The sequence below is a fragment of the Streptomyces sp. B5E4 genome, assembly GCF_039871555.1.
Classification (GTDB): Bacteria; Actinomycetota; Actinomycetes; order Streptomycetales; family Streptomycetaceae; genus Streptomyces.
This window is the reverse complement of record NZ_JBDPMI010000036.1, coordinates 1-22,983: the sequence shown is the minus strand read 5'-3', so window position 1 is coordinate 22,983 and position 22,983 is coordinate 1. Positions and strand designations below refer to the sequence as shown.

The window sequence follows — 22,983 nt, the reverse complement described above, 5'->3', positions numbered from 1 at the left end:
TTCCCGTGATCGACATCCCCCGGCTCGTCGTCGCCGCGCCGGCCTCCGGCAGCGGCAAGACGACCGTCGCGACCGGCCTGATGGCGGCGTTCACCGCCGCCGGCCTGACCGTCTCGCCGCACAAGGCGGGCCCCGACTACATCGACCCCGGCTACCACGCGCTCGCCGTCGCCGGCTCCCCGGCGGGCGGCCGCCCGGGCCGGAACCTCGACGCGCACATGTGCGGCCCCGGCCTGATCGCCCCGCTGTTCGCGCACGGCGCGGCGGGCGCGGACGTGGCCGTCGTGGAGGGCGTGATGGGCCTGTACGACGGCGCCTCCGGCGCCGGCGAGTCGGGCTCGACGGCGGAGCTGGCGAAGCTGCTGAGGGCACCGGTGGTGCTGGTGGTCGACGCCTCGGGGCAGTCGCGGTCGGTGGCGGCGCTGGTGCACGGCTTCGCGTCGTGGGATCCGGAGGTGCGGATCGGGGGTGTCGTGCTCAACAAGGTCGCCTCCGACCGCCACGAGTCCCTGCTGCGCGAGGCCCTGGACGAGGCGGGCGTCCCGGTCCTGGGCGCACTGCGCCGGCACCCGGAACTGGCGGCACCGTCGCGGCACCTGGGCCTGGTCCCGGCGGCGGAGCGCCGCCCGGCGGCGGTGGCGGCGGTACGGGCGCTGGCGGCGCGGGTGCGGGAGTCGTGCGATGTCCCGGAGCTGCTGCGGCTGGCGCGCACGGCACCGCCGCTGGCGGCGGAGGCGTGGTCGGCGGCGGAGGCGGTGGGGCCGCCGGGGACGGCAGAGGCGGGCGCGGCGCCGCACGGTGGGCACGGCACGGGAGACGACCGCGAGACCGGACCCGCGGCGGGGACCGGGGGGCGGAGTTCCCGAAGCGCGCCGCGCGCCGCAGGCGCGGGCGCCACCGGGGGCCCGGGGGCCGCCCCCCGGTTTCGGGAAGGGGCGGGATCGGGGAACACCTCCCGCACCGCCGACCGGCCGGTGGTCGCCATGGCGGCCGGCCCCGCGTTCACGTTCTCGTACGCCGAGCACGCCGAACTCCTCGCCGCCGCCGGCGCCGACGTCGTGCCCTTCGACCCCCTGCACGACGAGGCCCTGCCCCCCGGCACCCGCGCCCTCGTCATCGGCGGCGGCTTCCCCGAGGTGTACGGCGCCGAGCTGGCCGCCAACGAGCCGCTGCGCCGCGACGTCGCCCGGCTCGCCGCCGCCGGCGCGCCGGTGGCGGCCGAGTGCGCGGGCCTCGTCTACCTCGCCCGCGACCTCGACGGCGCCCCCATGTGCGGCGTTCTGGACGCCCGGGCGCGGATGACCGACAGCCTCACCCTCGGCTACCGCGACGCCGTGGCCGTCGCCGACAGCGCGCTGGCCGCCGCCGGCACCCGGGTACGCGGCCACGAGTTCCACCGCACCGCGCTCGACCCGCCCGCCGGCGAGACGCCCGCATGGGGGATGACGCGGCCCGTCCGGCGCGTCGAAGGATTCGTACGGGGCGGAGTCCACGCCTCCTACCTGCACGTGCACTGGGCCGCCGCCCCCGCCGTGGCGCGCCGGCTCGTCGAAGGGTGTGAGACGGCATGAACATGCGACTCGTCGGCGTCGGGGTGGGCCCCGGCGACCCCGAGCTGGTCACAGTCAAGGGCGCGGGCGCGCTGCGGACGGCGGCGGTGGTCGTCGTCCCCGTGATGGAGGGCGGCGGCACCGGCCGGGCCGAGGCGACGGTCCTGCACTACGTCGACGAGGCGAAGGTCGTACGCGTCGTCTTCGCGCTCAACGAGCGCAGCGACGCCGCGCGCCGCGAGGCGGCGTGGGACGCGGCGGGCGCGCGGGTCGCGGAACTGCTGCGCGAGCACCGCTCGGTGGCGTTCGCCACGCTCGGCGACCCCAACGTCTACTCGACGTTCACCTACCTCGCCGCGACCGTCACCGCCCTGCTCCCGGACGTCACGGTCGCGAGCGTGCCGGGCATCACCGCGATGCAGGACCTGGCGGCACGCGGCGGCGCGGTGCTCGCGGAGGGCACGGAGCCGCTGACGCTGGTGCCGGTGACGGCGGGCACGGCGGTGCTGAAGGAGGCGCTGCGGGGGCCGGGGACGGTGGTGGCGTACAAGTTCGGCCGGCTGGCGGGCGAGGTGGCGGGGGTGCTCGCGGAGACGGGCCGGATGGAGGGGGCGGTGTGGGGGTCGTCGCTGGGGCTGGCGGAGGAGTCGGTGCGGCCGGCGGCGGAGTTGGGGGCGCGGCCGCTGCCGTATCTGTCGACGCTGATCGCGCCGGCGCGGCGGACGGGGCGGGGGGAGAAACTGTGAGCGCGGCGGGAGTGCCGGGGCAGCGGCCGTACGCCACGGGCAGGGTGACGTTCGTCGGGGCCGGACCGGGGGCGGCGGATCTGCTGACGTTCCGGGCCGCGCGCGCCATCGCGGAGGCGGACGTCGTGATCTGGGCGGCGAGCCTCGTCCACGAGGACGTACTCCTGCACGCCCGCGCGGACGCGGAGATCGTCGACTCGGCGGCGGTGCCGCTGGAGGAGGTCGTCGCGGTCTACGCGCGGGCGGCCCGCGCGGGACTGCGGGTGGCGCGGGTGCACTCCGGGGACCCGGCGCTGTGGGGCGGCACGCAGGAGCAGGTGGAGCGGTGCGCCGAGCTGGGACTCGACGTGGAGATCGTGCCGGGGGTGTCGTCGTTCTCGGCGGCGGCGGCCGCGGCGGGGCGGGAGCTGACGGTCCCGGAGGTGGCGCAGTCGGTGATCCTCACGCGGCTGGGCGGCGGGAAGACGCCGATGCCGAGCGGCGAGGAGGTACGGGAGTTCGCGCGGCACGGCACGACGATGGCGGTGTTCCTGTCGGCGGCCCGCTCCGGCCGGCTGGCGGCGGAGCTGCTGGCGGGCGGGTACGCGGCGCAGACGCCGGTGGTGGTGGCGTACCGGGTGACGTGGCCGGACGAGCTGGTGGTGCGCTGCACGGTCGGCACGCTGGAGGCGGCGGTGAAGGAGCACCGGCTGTGGAAGCACACGCTCTTCCTCGTCGGCCCGGCGCTGGGGGCGGCGGGCACGCGGTCGCATCTGTACCACCCGGGGCACTTCCACGGCTTCCGCCGGGCGGACCCGGAGGCGCGGAAGGCGCTGCGCGAGGGCGGGGCGTAGGGCGGGCGCGGTGGTCGGTTCGAGACGGCGGAGAGGGGGAGGGCGGATGCCAGGGGAGCGGGGTGCGGACGCGGAAGGCGCGGAGGAGCCGGGCCGGGATGAACGAAAGGTGCGGGCAGGGGACGTACGGCAACCGGAGGTCCGGGAGCCTGGGCCGCCGGAACCGGACCGGCGGGGGCCGGACCTCCGTGAACCCGACCTGCCGCGTACCGCGAAGGTGCGGCAGAAGGCGCTGCGCACGGGATGGACCACCGGCACCTGCGCGTCGGCCGCCGCGCGCGCGGCGGCGCTGCTGCTGGCGACCGGCGAGGCGCGGCGGTGGGTGGAGGTGGCGCTGCCGTCGGGGCGGCGCGTGACCTTCGCGGTGGAGCGGGCGGTGGAGCTGCGGCCGGGGCGTACGGAGGCGGTGGTGGTCAAGGACGCGGGCGACGACCCGGACGTCACGCACGGCTCCCACCTGACGGCGACGGTCAGTTGGCGCGCGGCGCCGGGTCTCGGGCTGCACGGCGGCGTGGGGGTGGGGGTGGTGACGAAGCCGGGCCTGGGCCTGGAGCTGGGCGGCCCGGCGATCAACCCCGTACCGCGGCGGATGATCACGCAGGCGGTGGCGGAGGTCGTGGACCTGGGGCGGCGGGGTCTGGACGTGACGATCAGCGTGCCGGACGGCGAGCGGCGGGCACGGAAGACGACGAACGCCCGGCTGGGCATCCTGGGCGGCATCTCCATCCTCGGCACGACGGGCATCGTGCGGCCGTTCTCGACGGCGTCGTGGCGGGCGAGCGTCGAGCAGGCGGTGTCGGTGGCGGCGGCGCAGGGCGAGACGGCGGTGGTGCTGTGCACGGGCGGCCGGACGGAGCGCGGGGCGATGGAGCTGCTGCCGGGGCTGCCGGCGGTGTGCTTCGTGGAGGTGGGGGACTTCACGGGGGCGGCGCTGCGGCGGGCGGTGGCGCAGGGGGTGGAGCGGGTGGTGTTCGTGGGCATGGTCGGGAAGCTGACAAAGCTGGCGGCGGGGGTGCTGATGACGCACTACACGCGCTCGAAGGTCGACCCGGGGGTGCTGGCGGACATCACGCGCGTGGCGGGCGGACCGGGGGACCTGGCGGCGGCGGTGGCGGAGGCGAACACGGGGCGGCACGCGTACGAGTTGTGGGAGGCGGCGGGTCTGCTGCCGGCGGCGGGGCGGGAGTTGTGCGGCCGGGTGGCGGAGGTGCTGGAGCGCTTCACGGAGCGGCGGGTGGCGGCGGAGGCGGCGATGGTGGACTTCACGGGGCGCGTGCTGGTGGCGCGGAGCGACGGGGAGTCGCCGCGGTGATCACGGTCATAGGCTGCGGCACGGGCTCGCCTCCGGCGCGGGTCGGGGACGCGGCGCTGGTGGTGGGCGCGGCGCGGCACCTGGCGGAGGCGGAGCTGCCGCGGAGGGCGGAGCGCGTGACGCTGGGGCCGCTGGGCCCGGCCCTGGACCGGATCGCGGCGTATGTGGGGGGAGAGGAGAGGGCGCCGGCGGACGGGACCTGCACGGCGGAGCCGCGGGGTGCGGCTGAGGCGGAGCACGGAGGCGGGCCGGGGGCGAAGGCCCGTGGGCAGCTCGGGGCGGAGCCCCGTGGAGGTCCTGGGGCGGACCCCCGGGCGGGGACCTGGGGCGCAGCCCTCGGCGGGGGGCTCGGAGGCACAGCCCCTGAGTTTCGGGAAGGGGCGGGGACGGGGAAGACCCCCCGGCCGCCGGCCCGCGTCGTCGTACTGGCCTCAGGCGACCCCGGGTTCTTCGGGGTGGTCCGGGTTCTCGCCGGCCGCTTCGGGCCCCGGCTGCTCGACGTCCGTCCCGCCGTTCCCTCCCTCGCCGTCGCCTTCGCCCGCGTCGGGCTTCCCTGGGACGACGCCGTCGTCGTCAGCGCCCACGGGCGCGACCTCCGTACCGCCGTCCACGTCTGCCGCGCCCATCCCAAGACCGCCGTCCTCACCGGACCCGGTGCCGGCCCCGCCGAACTCGGCGCCGCGCTCGCCGCGTCCGGCGTGCCCCGTACCCTCGTCGTCGGCACCGGACTCGGCACCGCCGACGAGGACGTCGTCCGCCTCTCCCCCGCCGACGCCGCCGCCCGCCCCTGGCCGCCGCACTCCGTCAACGTCGTGCTCTGCCTCGACGAACGCCCCGGCCGTACCCTCGCCCCGGCACAGCGCGCCCTCGCAGGCCCCGGCCCGTACCCCCTGGCCCGTCGCCCCGGTGACGGCTGGGCGCTGCCCGAGGCGGACTTCGAGCACCGCGCCGGCATGGTCACCAAGTTCGAGGTGCGCGCCCTCGCCCTCGCGCGGCTCGTGCCCCGCCTCGGCGACCTGGTGTGGGACGTGGGTGCCGGGTCCGGGTCCGTCGCGGTGGAGTGTGCGCGGTTCGGGGCCGCCGTCGTCGCCGTGGAGCGGGACGCCGGGGGCGTCGCACGGATCCGGGCCAACGCGGCGGCGCACGGCGTCGACGTACAGGCCGTGCACGGTACGGCCCCCGCCGCGCTGGCCCAACTCCCCGACCCTGACGCGGTGTTCGTCGGCGGCGGGGGCGGCGACGTCGCGGAAGTCGTCGCCGCGTGTGCCCGGCGGGCGCGCCGGGCGGTGGTGGTGACGCTGGCCGCCGTCGACCGGGTGCCGGGGGTACGTGCCGCGCTGGCGGCGGCCGGGTTCGCGGTGGACGGCGTGTTGCTGCAGTCCTCCCGGCTCGCTCCGCTGCCCGGCGAGGTCACGCGACTGGCGGCGGCCAACCCGGTGTTCGTCCTGTGGGGCCGCCGGGAGGCGCGGCCGGAAGCAGGGCGGCAGCAGCCGGCACCCCGGCGACCACCGGACACCTCACCACCCCTCGGCCTGAGCACATGACACACCACCCGCGACTCCCCCAGGAGAAACCACCCGTGACCGCCCCGCCGGACCGCCCCGTGATCGGCCTCGTCGCCGCCACCGCCGCCGGCTCCGCCGCCGCGCAGCGGCTGGCCGACGCCTGGCCCGACCGGACCCGCCGCTACGACGAGGGCCCGGTCCGTACCGCCGTCGCGCGCGCCTTCGAGGACTGCGACCGACTCGTCTGCTTTCTCGCCACCGGCGCCACCGTCCGCCTCCTCGCCCCACTGCTCCGCGACAAGGCCGCCGACCCCGGCGTGGTCTGCGTCGACGAGGCGGGCCGCTTCGCCGTCGCGCTCCTCGGCGGCCACGGCGGCGGCGCCAACGACCTGGCCGCCGAGGTCGCCGACCTGCTCGGCGACGGGTGCACGCCGGTCGTGACCACCGCCACCGACGCCGTCGGCATCCCCGGCCTCGACTCCGTCGGCTGGCCCGTCGAGGGCGCGGTCGCCGCCGTGACGCGCGCGGTGCTGGACGGCGCTCCCGTCGCGCTGCGGGCCGACGCGACGTGGCCGCTGCCCGCGCTGCCGCCGCACGTCGGTGTCCGCGGCGTGGCGACGGACGTCCGCCTGTACGTCACCGACCGCCGGCTGCCGCTCGCCGCCCGCGAGGCGGTGCTCCGCCCGCCGTCCCTCGTCGTCGGCGTGGGGGCAAGCCGCGGCGTGGGGGTCGACGAGGTGCTGGGCCTCGTCGGGGACGCCCTCGACGAGGCCGGGTTGAGCCCGCGTTCCGTGGCCGCGCTCGCCACCGTCGACGCCAAGGCCGGCGAACCCGGCCTGCTCGCCGCCGCCGACCGCCTCGGGGTGCCGCTGCGCACCTTCCCCGCCGCCGGGTTGGCCACCGTCGACGTACCCACGCCCTCCGCCGCGCCGCTGGCCGCCGTCGGCACGCCCAGCGTCGCGGAGGCCGCGGCGCTCACGGCCGCGGGCCCGGACGCCGAACTCCTCGTACCCAAACGGAAGTCCCGGCCCGCAGACCGCCCCGCCATGGCCACCTGCGCCGTCGCCCGCCGCCGCCCCCGCGGGCGGCTCGCGGTCGTGGGCCTCGGCCCCGGCGCCCGCGACCTGCTGACGCCGCGGGCCCGCGCGGAGCTGCGCCGGGCGTCGGTGGTCGTCGGCCTGGACCAGTACGTCGCGCAGATCCGCGACCTGCTCCGCCCCGGCACCCGGGTTCTCGAATCCGGGCTCGGCGCCGAGGAGGAGCGGGCCCGTACCGCCGTCGCCGAGGCCCGCGCGGGGCACGCGGTCGCGCTGGTCGGCAGCGGTGACGCCGGGGTGTACGCGATGGCCGCCCCGGCGCTGGCGGAGGCGGGCGCGGACATCGACGTCGCCGGCGTGCCGGGCGTGACCGCGGCGCTGGCCGCGGCGGCGCTGCTGGGCGCGCCGCTGGGGCACGACCACGTCGCCGTCAGCCTGTCCGACCTGCACACGCCGTGGGAGGTCATCGAGCGCCGGGTGCGGGCGGCGGCGGAGGCGGACCTCGTGGTCACGTTCTACAACCCGCGCAGCCGCGCCCGCCGCCGCCAGCTCCCGCAGGCGCTGGCGCTGCTGGCGAAGCACCGCGCGCCGACGACGCCGGTGGGTGTCGTACGCAGCGCGTCCCGGCCCGACGAGCACGTGCTGCTGACGACGCTGGCCGAACTCGACCCGGAGACGGTGGACATGATGACCGTGGTGACGGTCGGCAACTCGGCGTCCCGCGAGATCGCGGGCCGCATGGTGACGCCGCGCGGCTACCGGTGGCAGACGTGAACGCCCGTACGCGCAATCCCCCGGCCCCGGCCCCCGCCCCGACGGGGACGGCACGCACCACCGCGCGAGCGGCCACCGGCGACGGCCACGCCGCTCCCCGGTCGGCGGGCACGCCGGCCCTCACCCTCACCGTCACCGACCGCTGCACCGGCTGCGGCGCCTGCCTCCTCACCTGCCCCGCACACGCCGTCCGCCCCCGCGGCGGCGCCCTGTTCGTCCGCGCCGACCTGTGCACCGGCTGTCTGGAGTGCGTGGAGGTCTGCCCGGCCGACGCCATCGACGAGGCCCCGGAGGAACACCCGTGACGAGGACCGTCCACCCCATCGAGGAGGAGTCGTACCGCCGGCTGCGCGCCCGCGTCGACACCGCGCATCTGCCGCCGCTGACCCGCGCGGTCGTCGAGCGCGTCATCCACTCCTCCGCCGATCCCGCCTACGCCGGCGACCTGGTGTGCGACGAGACGGCGCTGCGCGCGGCGCACGCCGCGCTGCACGCGGGCGCGCCGGTCGTCGCCGACGTCGAGATGGTCGCCGCGGGGATCACCGCGCGCAGGGCGGTCTGCAGGCTGCGCGACGCGGTGGCCGCACCCGGGCTGACCCGCTCGGCGGCGGCGGTGCGGCTGGCGTACGGGGAGGTGGGGGACGGCGCCGTGTGGGTGGTCGGCTGTGCGCCGACGGCGCTGGAGGCACTGCTCGCGCTGGGCGCGGCGCCGGCGCTGGTGATCGGGTTGCCGGTGGGGTTCGTGGGGGCGGTGGAGAGCAAGGCGGCGCTACGGGCCGCGGGGCTGCCGGCGATCAGCAACGTCTCGGAGAAGGGCGGCTCGGCGGTGGCCGCGGCCGCCCTGAACGCCCTCCTCTACGAGCCGCCCCCGGCGGCGGCGCCGGGGGCACCGGCCGCCGCGTACCGCACCGCTACGGAACCCGGAGCGCCGAGCCCGGTCACCCGCCCCGCAGGACACGCCCCCGCCGCGCGCCGGACGAGCCCCGGCCCGTGACCACCCGCCGCACCGGCCCGCCCGGCCCCGCCGGATCCCGTACCACCGAGAGGACGCAAGTGACCAAGCCCGCCCTGCTCATCGCCGGTCACGGCACCCGTGACGCCGCCGGTGCCGAGGCGTTCCGCGCGTTCGTGCGTGTGCTCGCCGAGCGCAGCCCCGGGCTGCCCGTCGCCGGGGGGTTCATCGAGCTGTCCCCGCCCCCGCTGGGCGAGGCCGTCGCGCAGCTCGTGGCGCGCGGCGTACGGCACTTCGCCGCCGTCCCCCTCATGCTCGTCTCCGCCGGGCACGCCAAGGGCGACATCCCCGCCGCGCTGGCCCGCGAGAAGGAGCGCCACCCCGGCCTCTCGTACGCCTACGGCCGCCCCCTCGGCCCGCACCCGAAGCTGCTCGCCGTCCTGGCGCGCCGCGTGGCGGAAGCCCGGAGCACCGAACCGGCCCGTACCACCGTCCTCCTCGTCGGCCGCGGCTCCACCGACCCCGACGCCAACGCCGAGGTCCACAAGGCCGCCCGGCTGCTCTGGGAGGGCCGCGGGTACGCGGGCGTGGAGACGGCGTTCGTGTCGCTCGCCGCGCCGGACGTGGCCGCCGGGCTGGAACGCTGCCGCCGGCTGGGCGCCGAACACGTCGTCGTGCTGCCGTACTTCCTCTTCACCGGCGTGCTCCCCGAGCGCGTCGCCCACCAGGCGCGGCAGTGGGCGGCGGCCCACCCCGAGGTCGACGTGCGCACGGCGGACGTCATCGGCCCGGCGGCGGAGCTGGTGGAGCTGGTGACGGAACGGTACGAGGAGGCCGTCGCCGGGGACCTGCGCATGAACTGCGACTCCTGCGTCTACCGCATCGCCCTCCCCGGCTACGAGGACAAGGTCGGCGCCCCGCAGCACCCCCACTTCCACCCCGGCGAAGACGGCACGGCCCACGGCCACGGTCCGGGTCACCACCACCACGGCGACCACGCCCATGCGCACTGAACCCCCGCCGCCGCCCGCCGCGGACGACCTCCGCCACCACGGCGACGCCGAACTCCGCGACGCCGCCCCCGGCCTCACCGACCTCGCCGTCAACGTCCGCGCCGGCACGCCCCCCGCCTGGCTCAAGGCCCGCCTCGCCGCCTCCCTCGACCGGCTCGCCGCCTACCCCGACGGCCGCGCCGCCCGTGCCGCCGTCGCCGCGCGCCACCGGGTGCCGGCCGACCGGGTGCTGCTCACCGCCGGTGCGGCGGAGGCGTTCGTGCTGCTGGCGCGGGCGTCGCGGCCCGCGGTGCGCCGGGCGGTCGTCGTCCACCCGCAGTTCACGGAGCCGGAGGCGGCGCTGCGGGACGCGGGGTACGCCGTGGACCGGGTGCTGCTGCGCGCGGAGCACGGCTTCCGGCTGCCGCCGCGGGCGGTGCCGGAGGACGCCGACCTCGTCGTCGTCGGCAACCCGACCAACCCGACGTCCGTCCTCCACCCCGCCGCCGCCCTCGCCGCGCTGGCCCGGCCGGGGCGCACGCTCGTCGTGGACGAGGCGTTCATGGACGCGGTGCCGGGCGAGCGCGAGTCGCTGGCCGGGCGCACCGACGTCCCCGGTCTGGTCGTCCTGCGCAGCCTCACCAAGACCTGGGGGCTCGCGGGCCTGCGCGTCGGCTACGTCCTCGGCGGCCCCGGCACCGTCGCGGCGCTGGCACGGGCCCAGCCGCTGTGGCCGGTGTCGACACCCGCGCTGGCGGCGGCGGAGGCGGTGTGCGCGCCGCGGGCGCTCGCGGAGGCGGCGGCGGCATCGCGGGCGATCGCCGCGGACCGGGCGTATCTGCTGGCCAGGCTCGGGGAGTTCGCGGAGGTCACGACCGCGGGGACGCCGGAGGCGCCGTTCGTGCCGGTCCATGTCGCGGGTGCGGACGGCGCCGCCGCCGGTCTCCTCGTACGCGAACGGCTGCGCCACCTCGGCTTCGCCGTACGCCGCGGCGACACCTTTCCCGGTCTCGGCCCCGGCTGGCTGCGGCTCGCGGTGCGGGACCGGCACACGACGGACCGGTTCGCCGAGGCGCTGGCACGGGCGCTGAGCTGAGCCGGGGCCGGCGCGGGGGCGGTCACGGCAGCCGGAGGACGACCGGTTCGCGGACCGGATCGGCGCGCGTCCAGCCGGCGGCCCGCCCGGCGTACGGACGGCCCACCTTGGCGTCGCCGCGGCCGAACCGCTGCCGGGTACCGGGCGGCGCGGTGAGGGGTACCTCGACACCGGCCGGCGCCCGCACCGTCACGGTGCCGCCGACGCGGTACGCGGTCACCTCCCCGTTGCGTACCGCCTCCGCCCAGACGCCGCGCCGCCGGAGGTCGCGGGCGATGGCGCCGAGGCGGGGGTTGTCGAGCGGGGTGGCGGGGGTGAACAGGCGGCGGTAGTCGGCGAGGACGCGGTCGAGGAGGGGGTAGGCGATGCGGTCCTCGGCGAGGTTCGACTGGTGGAGGTAGTGCGGGCCGGGGTCGGGGGCGAGGACGTGGCCGAGGGCGGCGTGCGCGGCACGGGGCACGAGGGACGAGCGGTAGCGGGACTCCGGGTCGGGCGGGGCGGCGCAGAGGCCGCCACCCCCGGCCACGGGGCCCTCCCCGGCACCGCGGTCCCCGCCGCCACCGTCCCCGGCACCGGGGTCCGCTGCCAGGCTCCCCTCCCCGTACCGGTACGTGTACGCGTCGACCTGCTCCCGCTCCCGCCCCGCCCCCGCGAACAGCCCCAGCCCGTACCGCGGCACCGTCGACGCCGTCCCCACCCGCCGCTGCAGCGGATCCCGGGCCCGGTCGGAGGCCAGCCAGCGGACGCCCGTCGTCCCCAGAGCGGGCGCGAGGTTCGGGTTGTCGAACGGCTGCCCCGGCGGGGCGGCGAGCCCCGAGTGGCCGGCGGTGACCAACTCGTCCCTGCGCACGAGCAGGTTCCTGGCCCACCCCCAGCCGACGTTGTCCTCGATCTGCCGCGCGATGCGCCGCTCCGGCTTCCACCGCACCTCCCCCGCCGCGTCCCGCGCGCAGCGCGCCGCATCGTCACGGCCCCCGCGGACGCAGCCGAGCGGCGCGCGATCGTACGTGCCGTTGATCCAGCGGTACGCCTCCCGGTCCGTGATCAACCGGTCGGCGAGCGGGTCGCCGCCGCCGTGCGCCCGGCGGTGGCGCTCCGCGGCGCCGCCGCTGTAGACGAGGTCGAGGGTGAAGTCCCGGTCGGCCGACCAGTCGCGGGCGTACGCGGCGTCGCCACCGCTCATCCGGACCGGCGGCAGGCCGGCGCAGCCGGGGGTGCCGGCGGTGCAGTCGCCTTCGGGGTCCCAGCGGGCGTCGCGGCCGAGGACGCCGTCGACATGGACGGCGAACCCGTAGCGGGCGGCGCCGAGATGGACGCCGTTCGTGGCCCAGTCGACGATGCCGCGGGCCAGCAGCCGGTACGCGAGCCGGTCGCCGGGGTCGCCGAAGGTGACGAGGAGCCGGCGCCGCCCGTCGTCGGCGTACTCGCCGACGAGCGCGCCGCGAGCGCGCGGCGTCCCGGGCACGGCGGCGTCCACGTACGGCGTGAAGTCCGGGCCCGGCCGCACGAGACGGCCGTACGTCTCGGCCACCCGCGGATCGAGGTCCGCGAACGGCACCGGACCCGCGAGGTAGCCGAAGGGCCCGGCCCGCCCGGCGGGGGTGACGCGGGCGGTGCGGCCGTCGAGGCGGCCGGACCACACGGGTGTGCCGAAGGCGGAGTGCGGGCCGGGGGCGGCGTGGGCGTCGACCTGGCGGATGCCGAAGCGCCGCTCGTACGAGGCGAGGGCGGCGGTCTCGGCATGGCCGAGGGCGAGGGGAGAGACGCGGGCGCCGTCGGGAGCGGGGGCTTCGGCACGCAACGGCGCGGCGCCGCCCGCCGCGACGGCGGGAACCGCCCCCGCGTCGGCTCCGCCCGGTACCACCACCGCCTGATACCGCGCCCGCGGCCGCCCGTCCTTCGTACCGGCCAGGAACTCCTCGTCGATCCGCGGCCGGCCCCGCTCCCCCAGCCGCACCTGCGTGACCGGCGCGCCGATCGCCGCCAGGTGCTCGGCGATCGCCGCGACGGGCTCCCCGCCGTCGTCCACGAGGAGCACGGCCAGGTCGACGCGCGGCGTGCCCGCGGTGCGGGCGTTCGGGACGGCGGCGAAGGACAGCGCGGCGGCGATCGCGCACGCCGCGGCCAGGCGCCTGGACCGGACCATGGTGCTCCTCCCCGGGAGCGCCGTCGTGCTCTCCCGGGGAGCCATCCTGCGGGACGGGACGGGGGTGCGCGGCCTCGCGCCACCCGTACGGGCGACGGGTGCGGGCGGCGTTCGAACCTCCGCCGCCCGCCCCGTTCGTCAGTTCTCCCGGACCCCGTCCACCGTGCGGGGCACGCCCGCGGGGTTGTCCTCGCGCAGCTCGGCGGGCAGCAGCGCCTGGGGCGCGTTCTGGTACGTCACCGGGCGCAGCCAGCGCTCGATCGCCGTGCCGCCGACGGACGTCGAGGTCGACGTCGTCGCCGGGTACGGGCCGCCGTGGTGCTGCGCGGGGGCGACGGCGACGCCCGTGGGCCAGCCGTCGACGAGGATCCGCCCGGCGAGCGGGGTCAGTTCGGCGAGCAGCCGCGCCGCGCCACCGTCCCCTGCGCCCGCGTCCGCGGCCTCCGCCGCGCCCAGGTGCGCGGTCGCCGTGAGGTTGCCCGGCGTCCGGGCCAGCACCGCGGAGACCTGCGCCACGTCCTCGTACCGCACGATGACGGTCACGGGCCCGAAGCACTCCTCGGTGAGCAGGTCGTACTCCCCGCCGCCGGCGAGGCGGGGGGCGTCGACGGTGAGGAAGCCGCCGCTGACGGTGTGCTCGCCGTTCGCGCCCGGCGTCACCGGGCTCTCCACGCCGGGCAGCTCCGCCCGTTCCCGTACACCGGCGACGAATGCCTCCCGCATCCGCGGGTCGAGCATCACGCCCGGCTCGGTGTCGCTGACCGCCGCCGTGAGCGACGTGACGAGCCGGTCACCGGCCTCGCCCGCCGGCACCAGCACCAGACCCGGCTTCGTGCAGAACTGCCCGACGCCCAGCGTCATCGACCCCGCGAGCCCCGCGCCGATCTCCTCGGCGCGCTCCGCGGCCGCCGCCACACTGACCACGACGGGGTTGAGGCTGCCCAGCTCGCCGTGGAACGGGATCGGCCGGGGGCGGGCCGCCGCGGCGTCGAAGAGGGCCCGCCCGCCGCGGACCGAGCCGGTGAACCCGGCCGCGGCGACGACGGGATGGCGTACCAGCTCGACGCCGGCGTCGAAGCCGTGCACGACGGAGACGACCTCCTGCGGCAGCCCCGCCTCCTCGGCCGCGCGGTGCAGCAGCGCCGCGCACAGCTCGGAGGTGCCCGGGTGGTCGGGGTGGGCCTTGACCACGACGGGGCAGCCGGCGGCGAGCGCGCTGGCGGTGTCGCCGCCGGGGACGGAGAAGGCGAGCGGGAAGTTCGAGGCGGAGTAGACGGCGACGACGCCGAGCGGCACCTTCCAGCGGCGCAGGTCGGGCCGCGGCGGGGCGAGGGCGGCGTCGGCGTGGTCGATGCGGACGTCGAGGAAGTCGCCGGTCTCGGCGATGTCGGCGAAGGCGCGCAACTGGTAGGTCGTGCGGGTGAGTTCGCCGCTGAGCCGGCCCGGCCCGAGGGCGGTCTCGGCGTCGGCGCACTCGACGACCTTGTCGACGTGCTGGTCGAAGAGGTCGGCCGCGGCCCGCAACAACCGGGCACGCTGCGCGCGTTCGGCGAGCGCCGGGGCGGCGGCGTGCGCGGCGCGTACGGTGTCGTCGACCTCCTGGGCGGTCGCCTCGGTGGCGACCTGCTCCCGGCGGTTACCGGTGCGGGGATCGACGCTCCAGACTGGTGCGGACAACTGAGATGTCTCCGTTCCTCTTGCACACTGGGCGGACGGTGACCGACGATACCGTTGGTTCGGTATTCTGAACGCCGTCTCTATACATGAATTTTCTTGGACTTTTATCGCTGCGGCAGCAGAGAGGTCAAGCGCCATGGGGGTCGCCGACGCCGGTGGGGGTGGACAGGTCAAGTCTGCCGTCCGCACCGTGGAACTGCTTGAGTATTTCGCGGCCAGGCCCGGAATGCACAGCCTCGGAGATGTCCAGCACGCCGTCGGCTACCCCAAGTCCAGCCTCTACATGCTCCTTCGCACGCTCACGGAGCTGGGCTGGGTGGAGACCGACGCGACCGGCACACGGTACGGGATCGGGGTGCGGGCGCTCCTCGTCGGCACGTCGTACATCGACGGCGACGAGGTCGTCGCCGCCGCCCGGCCCACCCTCGACCGGCTCGCGGACGACACCACGGAGACCATCCACCTGGCGCGGCTGGACGGCGTGAACATCGTCTACCTCGCCACCCGCCAGTCCCAGCACTACCTGCGGCCGTTCACCCGCGTCGGCCGCCGGCTCCCGGCGCACGCGACGGCGCTGGGCAAGGCGCTGCTCGCGACCTGCCCCGACGAGGAGGTCCGCAAGCTGCTGCCCGAGTCGCTGGCGCCGCTGACCGAGCACACGGTCACGGACCGGGAGCGGCTGATCGAGGAGCTGCACGGGGTGCGCGAACGCGGATACGCCCTGGACCGGGAGGAGTCGACGCTCGGGCTGCGCTGCCTGGGGGTCGCGGTCCCGTACCGGACGCCGGCGCGCGACGCCATCAGCTGCTCGGTGCCGGTGGCGCGGCTGACGCCGGCGCACGAGCAGGGGATCCGGGACGCGCTGCTCGACGCCCGCGACCGGCTGACGCTGGCGACGCGGCACCTCTGAGCGGGGCGCTGCCGGATCCGGGGCACAGGCCGCGGGCCCGGGAGCCCGGGGCGTACGACCCGGCGGCGGGGCCGTCTCCGCCGCGCGGCGGAGGCGGATCGTCGGCGGGGGCGACGTACGGAACGGGGGCCGGAGGGGAACGTGAACGCATGGACGTCACCACCCCGCACCCCTCGCCGGCCGCCCGCCTGCTGCGCCTCGTCGCGGCCGTCGCCTGCCTGCCGTACCTGTCGCTGAAGATCGCCTGGATCGCCGGCAGCACCGTCGGCATCCCGGCCGGCAGCGAACTGCTGGAGCAGCGCGGCACCATGGCCGCCGTCAACTCCCTCACCGTCCTCATGGACGCGGCCGTCATCGTGCTGGCCTTCGCGCTGACCCGCCCCTGGGGCCGCCGGATCCCGGCGTGGCTCGTCGCGCTGCCGCTGTGGGTCGCCACCGGGCTGCTCGCGCCGATCGTGGTGGGCTTCCCGCTGCAGACGGTGGTCAGCCTGTTCGGCGGCGGCAGCGCCGCGGCGGGCGGCGACGAGCCGTTCCTGCACGAGTGGGTGTTCACCGTCGTCTACGTCGGCTTCGGCGTGCAGGCGCTGGCGCTCGGCGGGCTGTTCGCGCTGTACGTACGCGACCGCTGGGGCCACCTGCTCCGCGGCGGGATCGGCGATCTGCCCCCGTCCCCGACCGCACCGGCGCAGCGCGTGCTCGCGGTGCTCGCCGCGGTCGTCGCGCTGGCGGTCGCGGGGGTGCACCTGAGCTGGGCGCTGGGTTCGACGGCGGGGCTGTCCGGCCACCTGGTCGGGCAGCGCTCGGCCAACCTCCGCGTGAACGAGGCGATCCAGGTCGTCTTCGCGCTGACCGCCGCGGCGGGCGTCGTCCTCCTCGCCCACCGCCCGCGCCCGCGCACCCGTCTGGCGACGACCGTGGCACTGGGCTGGACCGGCGGCGCGGCGCTGGCGGCGTGGAGCGGCTGGATGCTGCTCGCGTCGCTCGTCACGGAGAACCCGGTACGGGGCGACAGGCAGCCGACCCAGGCCATGAACCTCGCCTACGCTGGCGGCATGATCACCGGCCTGCTGGTCCTCGCGGTCGGCGCCACCCTGCTCGCGGAGCGCGCGGCGGCGGTATCCGCGGGCGGCCTGCGGCCCGCCGGCCGCGCGGTGTCCGCCGGAGGCCCCGGGCCACGGCCCCCCGCCGTGCCCGCCTCCCCCACCGGCCCCGCCGGATCCGCGCGGGGCCCGGTACCCGCGGGCTCGCCGCCGCGCGGGCGGGGCTGATCCGTGTCCGCGGGGGCCGTGCGGCTTCGCTGGGCCCATCTGCTGCTCGGCGGGGCGCTGCTCATGCCGTACTTCCTGCTGGTCAGCGTGGCGCTCCAGGTCGCGGACCACGACGTCGACACGTTCCGCAGCCCGGGCTGGCAAGTCGTGGCGTACCTGCTGGCCCTGCCCCTGGTGGCGGCGACGCCGCTGGCGTTCCCGATGGTGCGGACGCTGGAGACCTCCGCCGCGCAGGCGCTGTGCCGGGTGCCCGGCGGGCTGCCGCCCGCCGGGCGGGACCGGTCGTGGGCGGCGCGGCGCCGGACGGCCGGGTGGTTCACGCTGCACGTGGGGCTGGGGGCGCTGGTCAGCGGGGCGACGCTGGCGGTGCCTCCGATGGCGGTGGTGCTGCTCGCGACGCCGTTTTGGCGCGAGTTGCGCGAGCGGGACTGGGGGCTGCTCGCGGTGCCCGCGTGGCTCGCCCCGCCGCTCGGCCTCGCGCTGCTGGCCGCGCTCACCGCCGCCGCGGCCGGCGCCGGCCTGCTGCTCGCCCGCGCCGCCCCGGCACTCCTCGGCCCGACCCCGGCCGACCGGCTCGCCGCCGCCGAGGAGCGCGCCGCCGACCTGGCCCGCCGCAACCGCCTGGCCCGGGAGCTGCACGACTCGGTCGGGCACGCGCTGAGCGCGGTCACGCTGCAGGCGAGCGCGGCGCGGCGGGTCTTCGACCGGGACCCGCAGTTCGTACGGGAGGCGCTGGCGGCGATCGAGGGCACGACCCGCTCGGCGGTCGCGGAACTGGACACGGTGCTGGGGCTGCTACGGCAGGAGGACGCCGGCCCCGCAGCCGCCTCCGCCCCCGGCCACGGCCACGCGCCGGCGCCGGACCTGGCCCGCGACCTGGACGCGCTGCTGGCGCGCACCCGGGCGGCGGGTGCGGCGGTGCGGGCACAGGTGCCCGCGGAGACGGCGGCGCTGCCGGGGCCGGTGTCGCGGGAGGCGTACCGGATCGTGCAGGAAGGGCTGGGGAACGTGCTGCGGCACGCGGGCCCGGTGGCGGTACGGCTGCGGATCACGGTGGCGGAGGGAGAGTTGGGGATCGTGCTGGAGAACGACGTGCCGGAGGCCGCGCGCGGGACGGAACCCGCCGCCCGCGGCGGGAGGGGACTGCGCGGGGTCGCCGAACGCGCGCGGCTGCTCGGCGGCGCCGCGGAGGCGGGCCCGTACGAGCGGGGCTGGCGCCTGACGGCGAGGCTCCCCCTGTGAACGAGCCGCGCGAGGACGCCGGAGGGCCGCGGCGGCCCGACGAGCAGCAGGAGCCGCCGGGCCCGCGGCCGCTGCGCATCGTCGTCGCGGACGACGAGCGCATGGTGCGCACCGCCCTACGGGCCATCCTCTCCGCGGAGGACGACCTGGCCGTCGTCGGCGAAGCCGCCACCGGCGCCGAGGCGGTGTCCGTCGTGCGCCGGCTGGAGCCCGACGTCGTGCTGATGGACGTACGCATGCCGGAGATCGACGGCATCCGCGCCACCGAGCAACTCCTGCGCACGATGCCCGCCCCGCCCCGCATCGTCGTCGTCACCACCTTCGAGAACGACTCGTACGTCTACGACGCGCTCCGCGCCGGCGCCGCCGGCTTCCTCCTCAAGCGCGCGGGCGCCGCCGACCTGGTCCGGGCCGTCCGCCTCGTGGCCCGCACCGACTCCCTCCTCTACCCCGCCGCCGTACGCGCCCTGGCCGCCGCACACGCCAGATCCCACCGCACCACCGCGCTCCGCGCCCGGCTCACCGACCGGGAGGCCGACGTGCTGCGGCTGATGGCGCGGGGGCTGACGAACGCGGAGATCGCCGGCCGGCTGGGCATCGGCGCGGCGACGGTGAAGTCGCATGTCGCCGCGCTCCTCGCCAAGTTGGGCGCGCGGGACCGTACGCAGGCGGTGATCGCCGCGTACGAGTCGGGCTTCGTCACCCCCGGCTGAGCGCTCCGGGCGGGCTCAGAGGCGGACCACGATCTTCCCCCGCGTGTGTCCGCGCTCGGCGTAGGTGTGCGCTTCCCTGATCTCGTCGAGCGGGTACGTCCTCTCGATGCGCGGTGTGAAGCGGCCCTGCCGGCCGAGTGCGGCCGCTTCGGCGAGGAGAGCGGGGTCGTTCTCCGCGTGGGCCCAGTGCACACCCAGGCGCTGCGCGTTGGGGTAGTCGGCGATCGTCGAGACGCGGGCGGGATCGCCCACGATCGCGACGAGATCGTCCAGGGACCCGGAGGCGGCGGTGTCGAGCGCGAGGTCGACACCGTCCGGAGCCAGGGTCGCGAGGCGCTCGGCGAGCCCGGGGCCGTAGGTGGTGGGAACGGCTCCGAGGGTGGTGAGGAAGTCGTGGTTGCGCTCGCCGGCCGTCCCGATCACGGTGGCGCCCCGGGCCACCGCGATCTCGACCGCGGCGCTGCCCACGCCCCCGGCGGCGCCCTCGACGAGCAGCGTGCGCCCCTGCAGCGGACCGAGCGGCTGCAGCCCGCCCATCGCCGTCACGGACACCAGACCGGCACCGGCGGCCTCCTCGTCGGTCCACGTACCGGGCGTGCGGGCCCAGACCGACAGCACGGCCAGCTCCGCGGTCGCACCGGTGACCCCGCCCATCCCGAAGACCCGGTCCCCGACGCCCACGCCCTCCACCCCCGCGCCGATCTCGTCGACCACCCCGGCGGCATCCCGCCCGGGAATCGCGGGCAGTTCCACGGAGACCGCGTCCCGCGCCGCCCCGGAGCGCACCTTCCAGTCGACGGGGTTGACCCCGGCCGCCGCCACCCGGACGCGGATCTCACCGGGCCCGGGGTGCGGATCCGGCACCTGCTCGACCACGAGGGTCTCCACACCGCCGTACTCGTGATACCGGGCTGCGCGCATGACGTTCTGCCTTTCCCACGGCCTGAACGGGCCGTTCGTACGATCGTGGGCCGACCGCTCGGCACGTGCCGAGACGCCCACGCTAGAACCTCACGCCAACGTCAGACGCAAGCCACGCCCGGAGGCCGGGACTGCCGGCTGTGCTGATCTCGTTCATGACGTTGCATGCGCATCCGCCCTGAGAGGCGATGAGGCGGGCGCAGCGTACGCGGCCGGCGGTGATTCCGCGAGGTTCCGGGGGTCAGCCCCGCCACCACCTCGCGGCCCCGCAGGAACGTCATCCGCACGCCGTCGCTGTGCACGAACCGGGTGTACGGGCCCTGCTCCTCGGGGCCGGCGGCGGACGTTACCGGCCGGGTCTGACATCACACCCCGAGCAGGTCCTCGATCGGCTCGATCGCGAAGTAGATCACGAACAGCGCCGACACCGCCCACATCAGCGGGTGCACCTTGCGGGCGCGGCCCATGACCGCCTGGAGGAGCACGTACGCGATGAAGCCGGCGCCCAGGCCGTTGGTGATGGAGTACGTGAACGGCATCACGGCGATCGTGAGGAAGGCGGGGACGGCGATCTCGTAGCGGGTCCAGTCGACGTGACGTACCTGCGTCATCAGCAGGAAGCCGACCGCGATCAGCGCGGGCGCCGCGGCCTGGGAGGGGACGACCAGGGCGAGCGGGGTGAAGAGGAGGGCCAGGGCGAAGAGTCCGCCGGTGACGAGGTTGGCCAGGCCGGTGCGGGCGCCTTCGCCGACACCCGCGGCGGATTCGATGTAGCTGGTGCTGGAGGAGCCGGAGGCGGCGCCGCCGAAGACGGTGGCGAGGCCGTCGACGAAGAGGAGGCGGCCCAGGCGGGGGACGCGGCCCTGCTCGTCGAGGAGGCCGGCCTCGCTGGTGACGCCGACCGCCGTGCCCATGGTGTCGAAGAAGTCGGTGAGGAAGAGGGTGAAGACGAGCAGCACCACGGTCACCGCGCTGACCTCGTCGAACGCGCCGAAGAAGCTGAACTCTCCGAGCAGCCCGAAGTCCGGGGCCTCGACCACGTCGCCGGGCCAGTCCGGGACGGTCAGGCCCCACGCCTCGTCGGCGATGTCGGCGACGGAGTTGATGACGATGGCGACGACGGTCATCGCCAGGATGCTGATGAGGATGGCGCCCTTCACGCCCCGCGCGAGCAGCGACACCGTGAGCAGTACCCCGGCGCAGAACACGACGACCGGCCAGCCGCTGAGCGACCCGGTGCTGCCGAGCTGCAGCGGGACGGTGGTGTCGGCGATGTCGGGGATACGGGTGGCGAAGCCGGCGTCGATGAAGCCGATCAGGGCGATGAACATGCCGATGCCCACGCTGATCGCGACCTTCAGCGGCTGCGGGATGGCGTTCATGACGGCCTCGCGCACGCCGGTGGCGGCGAGCAGGCAGACGATGATGCCCTCCAGCACGATGAGCCCCATCGCATCGGGCCAGGTCATCAGCGGTGCGATCTGGTACGCGACGACGGCGTTGATCCCGAGCCCGGCGGCGAGCGCGAGCGGGAGATTGGCGGTCACCCCCATGAGCACGGTCATCACGGCGGCGACGAGGGCGGTGACGGTGACGAGCTGACCGAAGTCGAGCTGGTTGCCGTACTTGTCCTCGGCACCGCTGAGGATGATCGGATTGAGCACGAGGATGTACGCCATCGTAAAGAACGTGGCGAGTCCACCGCGTATCTCCCGTCCGACGGTGGACCCGCGCTCACGTATGCGGAAGAAACTCTCCAGGCGCTGGGAACCCGGCGCTGGCGAAGGGGACTTGTCGGCAATCTGGTCGGACACGGGGGTGCTCCTGAGCGGCGACGGGGACGGTTGCCGTGGACACGGCAGGTCGCATTGTGCCTGCTGAGCCGCCTGATCAGGTTGAGCTTGTGTTACACCTCAGCGGCGGAGCCGTACAGTTCCGTGCCCTGTCCACGCATCGTTCCGCCCGGGTACGCGACCGGCCCGCGGTCTCAGCGGATCCGTCCCGCGCCCGCCCGCGGCACCACCACGCCCGGCACCGCCCGCGGGTCGTCGACCCGGGTGCGCAGCGTCGGGGTCCAGCCGGCGTCCCGTGGGAGCGGGGTGTCCGGATGGGCCGTGTTGTGGGCCGTGACGAGGTCGGTGGGGACGCCGTTGACGGTGTTGTGGTCTGCCGTCACGGGGGCCTCGCTCCACTTCTTCAGGATCCGGCCGGCGCCCACCCCCGGCGGCAGGCGGAACGAGTTCTTCTCCGCCACCAGCCGCGACTCGAAGCCGATGCCGAAGGAGTACGCGTACGACTCCGCCGCTATCACGTAGTGGTTGTTGTACGCGTCCACCTGCCCGAACCGCACCCGCGGCGCCCGCTCCCCCACCTCGCGGAACAGGTTGTGGTGCAGCGTCACCCGCAGCCTGCCGCGGTCGGTGCCGCCCGCCCCGTCGCTGTTACCGATCATCAGGGTCTTGGCGTGGTCCTCGAAGACGTTCCAGGAGAGCGTCACGAGGTCCGCGCCGCGCACGACGTCGAGTTCGCCGTCGTGCTGCTGGTACAGCTCGCCGTAGTGGCGCGGCAGGGAGCTGTCGGGGTGGCGGCCGTCGGTGAAGGTGTTGTGGTCCAGCCAGACGTGGGTGGAGTTGTGGACCACGGCCGCGTCGTACGCGGAGTTCCACGCGCCGCGCGCGCCGTCCGTGGGGTCCCACTGCGGGAAGCAGTCGAGCGGGCTCTCCACCGTGAGGTTGCGGACGATGACGTTGTCGGCGTCCTTGATCTGGAGACTGGCGCCCCTGAGGGCGGCGTCGCGGCCGACGCCGACGACGGTGGTGTCCGAGGGCACGTACGCCTCGATCGCCGCGGCCTGGTTCGCGGCGGAGGCGGCGCGGGCGTCCTCCTGGGGACCGCTGACCGGGGTGTCGTAGCCCCAGACGGCGGGATCGTAGTCGGCGAGGTAGCGGTCGAAGTCGTATCCGGGTGCCCCGTACGCCGCGCAGCCGCCCGCGTGGGCGTCGATCGTGCCGGCGACACGGACGATCTGCGGCTCCCCGCCGCCCGCCGCGAGCGCGGCGCGGAACTCGTCCCACGTACGGACCGTGCGGACGTTCTCCCGGCCCGCCGCCGCGCCGCCCGTCGTGCCGCCGGCCGCCGACGCCCAGCCGTCGCCCGCGGGGAGGGTGTCGCGGGCGAGGTCGTGCCCGGACGCGGGAGCGGCCGCCGGGGCCAGCAGTGCGGCGCAGCACGCGAGCGACCCCGCCGTGTGACGTGTCAGGTGACGCATGTGCGGCTCCTTCACAGAGTCGGTGTCGGCGGGGGCGGGGG

General features: G+C 76.6%; 19 protein-coding genes. 14 read left to right on the top strand and 5 right to left on the bottom strand.

All coding sequences use genetic code 11. From position 1 onward, the window contains the following. Positions 1-5 precede the first annotated feature (5 nt). The 10 genes from ABGA99_RS31835 to cobC are packed head-to-tail and all read left to right on the top strand — an operon-like array spanning position 6 to position 10,797. Positions 6-1,571 carry a cobyrinate a,c-diamide synthase gene (locus tag ABGA99_RS31835; protein ID WP_347575663.1) on the top strand — a complete coding sequence of 522 codons (1,566 nt, stop codon included), beginning with the start codon at positions 6-8 and terminating at the stop codon, positions 1,569-1,571. Next, on the top strand, positions 1,568-2,296 hold the full coding sequence (cobI, locus tag ABGA99_RS31830; protein WP_347575662.1) for a precorrin-2 C(20)-methyltransferase: 729 nt from the start codon (positions 1,568-1,570) through the stop codon (positions 2,294-2,296). Before ABGA99_RS31835 ends, cobI begins: the two co-directional genes overlap by 4 nt. Positions 2,297-2,307: 11 nt before the next feature. Beyond that, positions 2,308-3,129: a precorrin-4 C(11)-methyltransferase gene (cobM, locus tag ABGA99_RS31825; protein WP_347575743.1), complete on the top strand. Its 822-nt coding sequence runs from the start codon at positions 2,308-2,310 to the stop codon at positions 3,127-3,129. Between the two features lie 46 nt (positions 3,130-3,175). Next, complete coding sequence (locus ABGA99_RS31820) at positions 3,176-4,441, top strand: cobalt-precorrin-5B (C(1))-methyltransferase (RefSeq protein WP_347584003.1); 1,266 nt, start codon at positions 3,176-3,178, stop codon at positions 4,439-4,441. Further along, positions 4,438-5,985 carry a precorrin-6y C5,15-methyltransferase (decarboxylating) subunit CbiE gene (cbiE, locus tag ABGA99_RS31815; RefSeq protein WP_347584002.1) on the top strand — a complete coding sequence of 516 codons (1,548 nt, stop codon included), beginning with the start codon at positions 4,438-4,440 and terminating at the stop codon, positions 5,983-5,985. Before ABGA99_RS31820 ends, cbiE begins: the two co-directional genes overlap by 4 nt. A gap of 59 nt (positions 5,986-6,044) precedes the next feature. Continuing rightward, entirely contained in the window at positions 6,045-7,757 is a 1,713-nt protein-coding gene (gene cobJ / locus ABGA99_RS31810) for a precorrin-3B C(17)-methyltransferase (RefSeq protein ID WP_347575742.1), read from the top strand. Then, positions 7,754-8,062, top strand: coding sequence for a 4Fe-4S binding protein (locus ABGA99_RS31805; protein ID WP_347584001.1), 309 nt, complete (start codon positions 7,754-7,756; stop codon positions 8,060-8,062). The genes cobJ and ABGA99_RS31805 overlap by 4 nt, the downstream gene beginning before the upstream one ends. Further along, entirely contained in the window at positions 8,059-8,751 is a 693-nt protein-coding gene (locus ABGA99_RS31800; RefSeq protein WP_347584000.1) for a precorrin-8X methylmutase, read from the top strand. The genes ABGA99_RS31805 and ABGA99_RS31800 overlap by 4 nt, the downstream gene beginning before the upstream one ends. Before the next feature lie 59 nt (positions 8,752-8,810). Next, the gene (locus ABGA99_RS31795; RefSeq protein ID WP_347575657.1) at positions 8,811-9,722 is read left to right on the top strand and encodes a sirohydrochlorin chelatase; all 912 of its coding nucleotides are present in this window, start codon (positions 8,811-8,813) and stop codon (positions 9,720-9,722) included. Further along, positions 9,712-10,797: an Rv2231c family pyridoxal phosphate-dependent protein CobC gene (cobC, locus tag ABGA99_RS31790; protein WP_347583999.1), complete on the top strand. Its 1,086-nt coding sequence runs from the start codon at positions 9,712-9,714 to the stop codon at positions 10,795-10,797. Before ABGA99_RS31795 ends, cobC begins: the two co-directional genes overlap by 11 nt. Positions 10,798-10,819: 22 nt before the next feature. Here the strand turns inward: cobC and ABGA99_RS31785 are convergent, their stop codons facing one another. Both ABGA99_RS31785 and ABGA99_RS31780 read right to left on the bottom strand, forming a co-directional pair. Continuing rightward, positions 10,820-12,943, bottom strand: a complete 2,124-nt coding sequence (locus ABGA99_RS31785; RefSeq protein WP_347583998.1) for a hypothetical protein — start codon at positions 12,941-12,943, stop codon at positions 10,820-10,822. A 138-nt stretch (positions 12,944-13,081) separates the two neighbouring features. Further along, a complete protein-coding gene (locus tag ABGA99_RS31780; protein ID WP_347575654.1) occupies positions 13,082-14,620 on the bottom strand; it encodes an aldehyde dehydrogenase (NADP(+)) in 1,539 nt (512 codons plus the stop codon). A 136-nt stretch (positions 14,621-14,756) separates the two neighbouring features. Between ABGA99_RS31780 and ABGA99_RS31775 the strand changes: the two genes are divergently transcribed. The 4 genes from ABGA99_RS31775 to ABGA99_RS31760 all read left to right on the top strand — a co-directional run bounded on the left by ABGA99_RS31775 (position 14,757) and on the right by ABGA99_RS31760 (position 18,753). Continuing rightward, positions 14,757-15,530 carry an IclR family transcriptional regulator gene (locus tag ABGA99_RS31775; protein WP_347575653.1) on the top strand — a complete coding sequence of 258 codons (774 nt, stop codon included), beginning with the start codon at positions 14,757-14,759 and terminating at the stop codon, positions 15,528-15,530. Between the two features lie 149 nt (positions 15,531-15,679). Then, the gene (locus ABGA99_RS31770; RefSeq protein ID WP_347583997.1) at positions 15,680-16,798 is read left to right on the top strand and encodes a hypothetical protein; all 1,119 of its coding nucleotides are present in this window, start codon (positions 15,680-15,682) and stop codon (positions 16,796-16,798) included. A 3-nt stretch (positions 16,799-16,801) separates the two neighbouring features. Then, entirely contained in the window at positions 16,802-18,040 is a 1,239-nt protein-coding gene (locus ABGA99_RS31765) for a histidine kinase (protein ID WP_347583996.1), read from the top strand. Positions 18,041-18,111: 71 nt separating this feature from the next. Beyond that, on the top strand, positions 18,112-18,753 hold the full coding sequence (locus tag ABGA99_RS31760; protein ID WP_347584014.1) for a response regulator transcription factor: 642 nt from the start codon (positions 18,112-18,114) through the stop codon (positions 18,751-18,753). Between the two features lie 15 nt (positions 18,754-18,768). Here the strand turns inward: ABGA99_RS31760 and ABGA99_RS31755 are convergent, their stop codons facing one another. The 3 genes from ABGA99_RS31755 to ABGA99_RS31745 form a co-directional block, all read right to left on the bottom strand. Beyond that, complete coding sequence (locus ABGA99_RS31755) at positions 18,769-19,674, bottom strand: NADP-dependent oxidoreductase (protein WP_347575650.1); 906 nt, start codon at positions 19,672-19,674, stop codon at positions 18,769-18,771. Positions 19,675-20,039: 365 nt separating this feature from the next. After that, complete coding sequence (locus tag ABGA99_RS31750) at positions 20,040-21,488, bottom strand: NCS2 family permease (protein ID WP_347575649.1); 1,449 nt, start codon at positions 21,486-21,488, stop codon at positions 20,040-20,042. A 173-nt stretch (positions 21,489-21,661) separates the two neighbouring features. Then, positions 21,662-22,942, bottom strand: coding sequence for a pectate lyase (locus tag ABGA99_RS31745; RefSeq protein ID WP_347583995.1), 1,281 nt, complete (start codon positions 22,940-22,942; stop codon positions 21,662-21,664). Positions 22,943-22,983 lie beyond the last annotated feature (41 nt).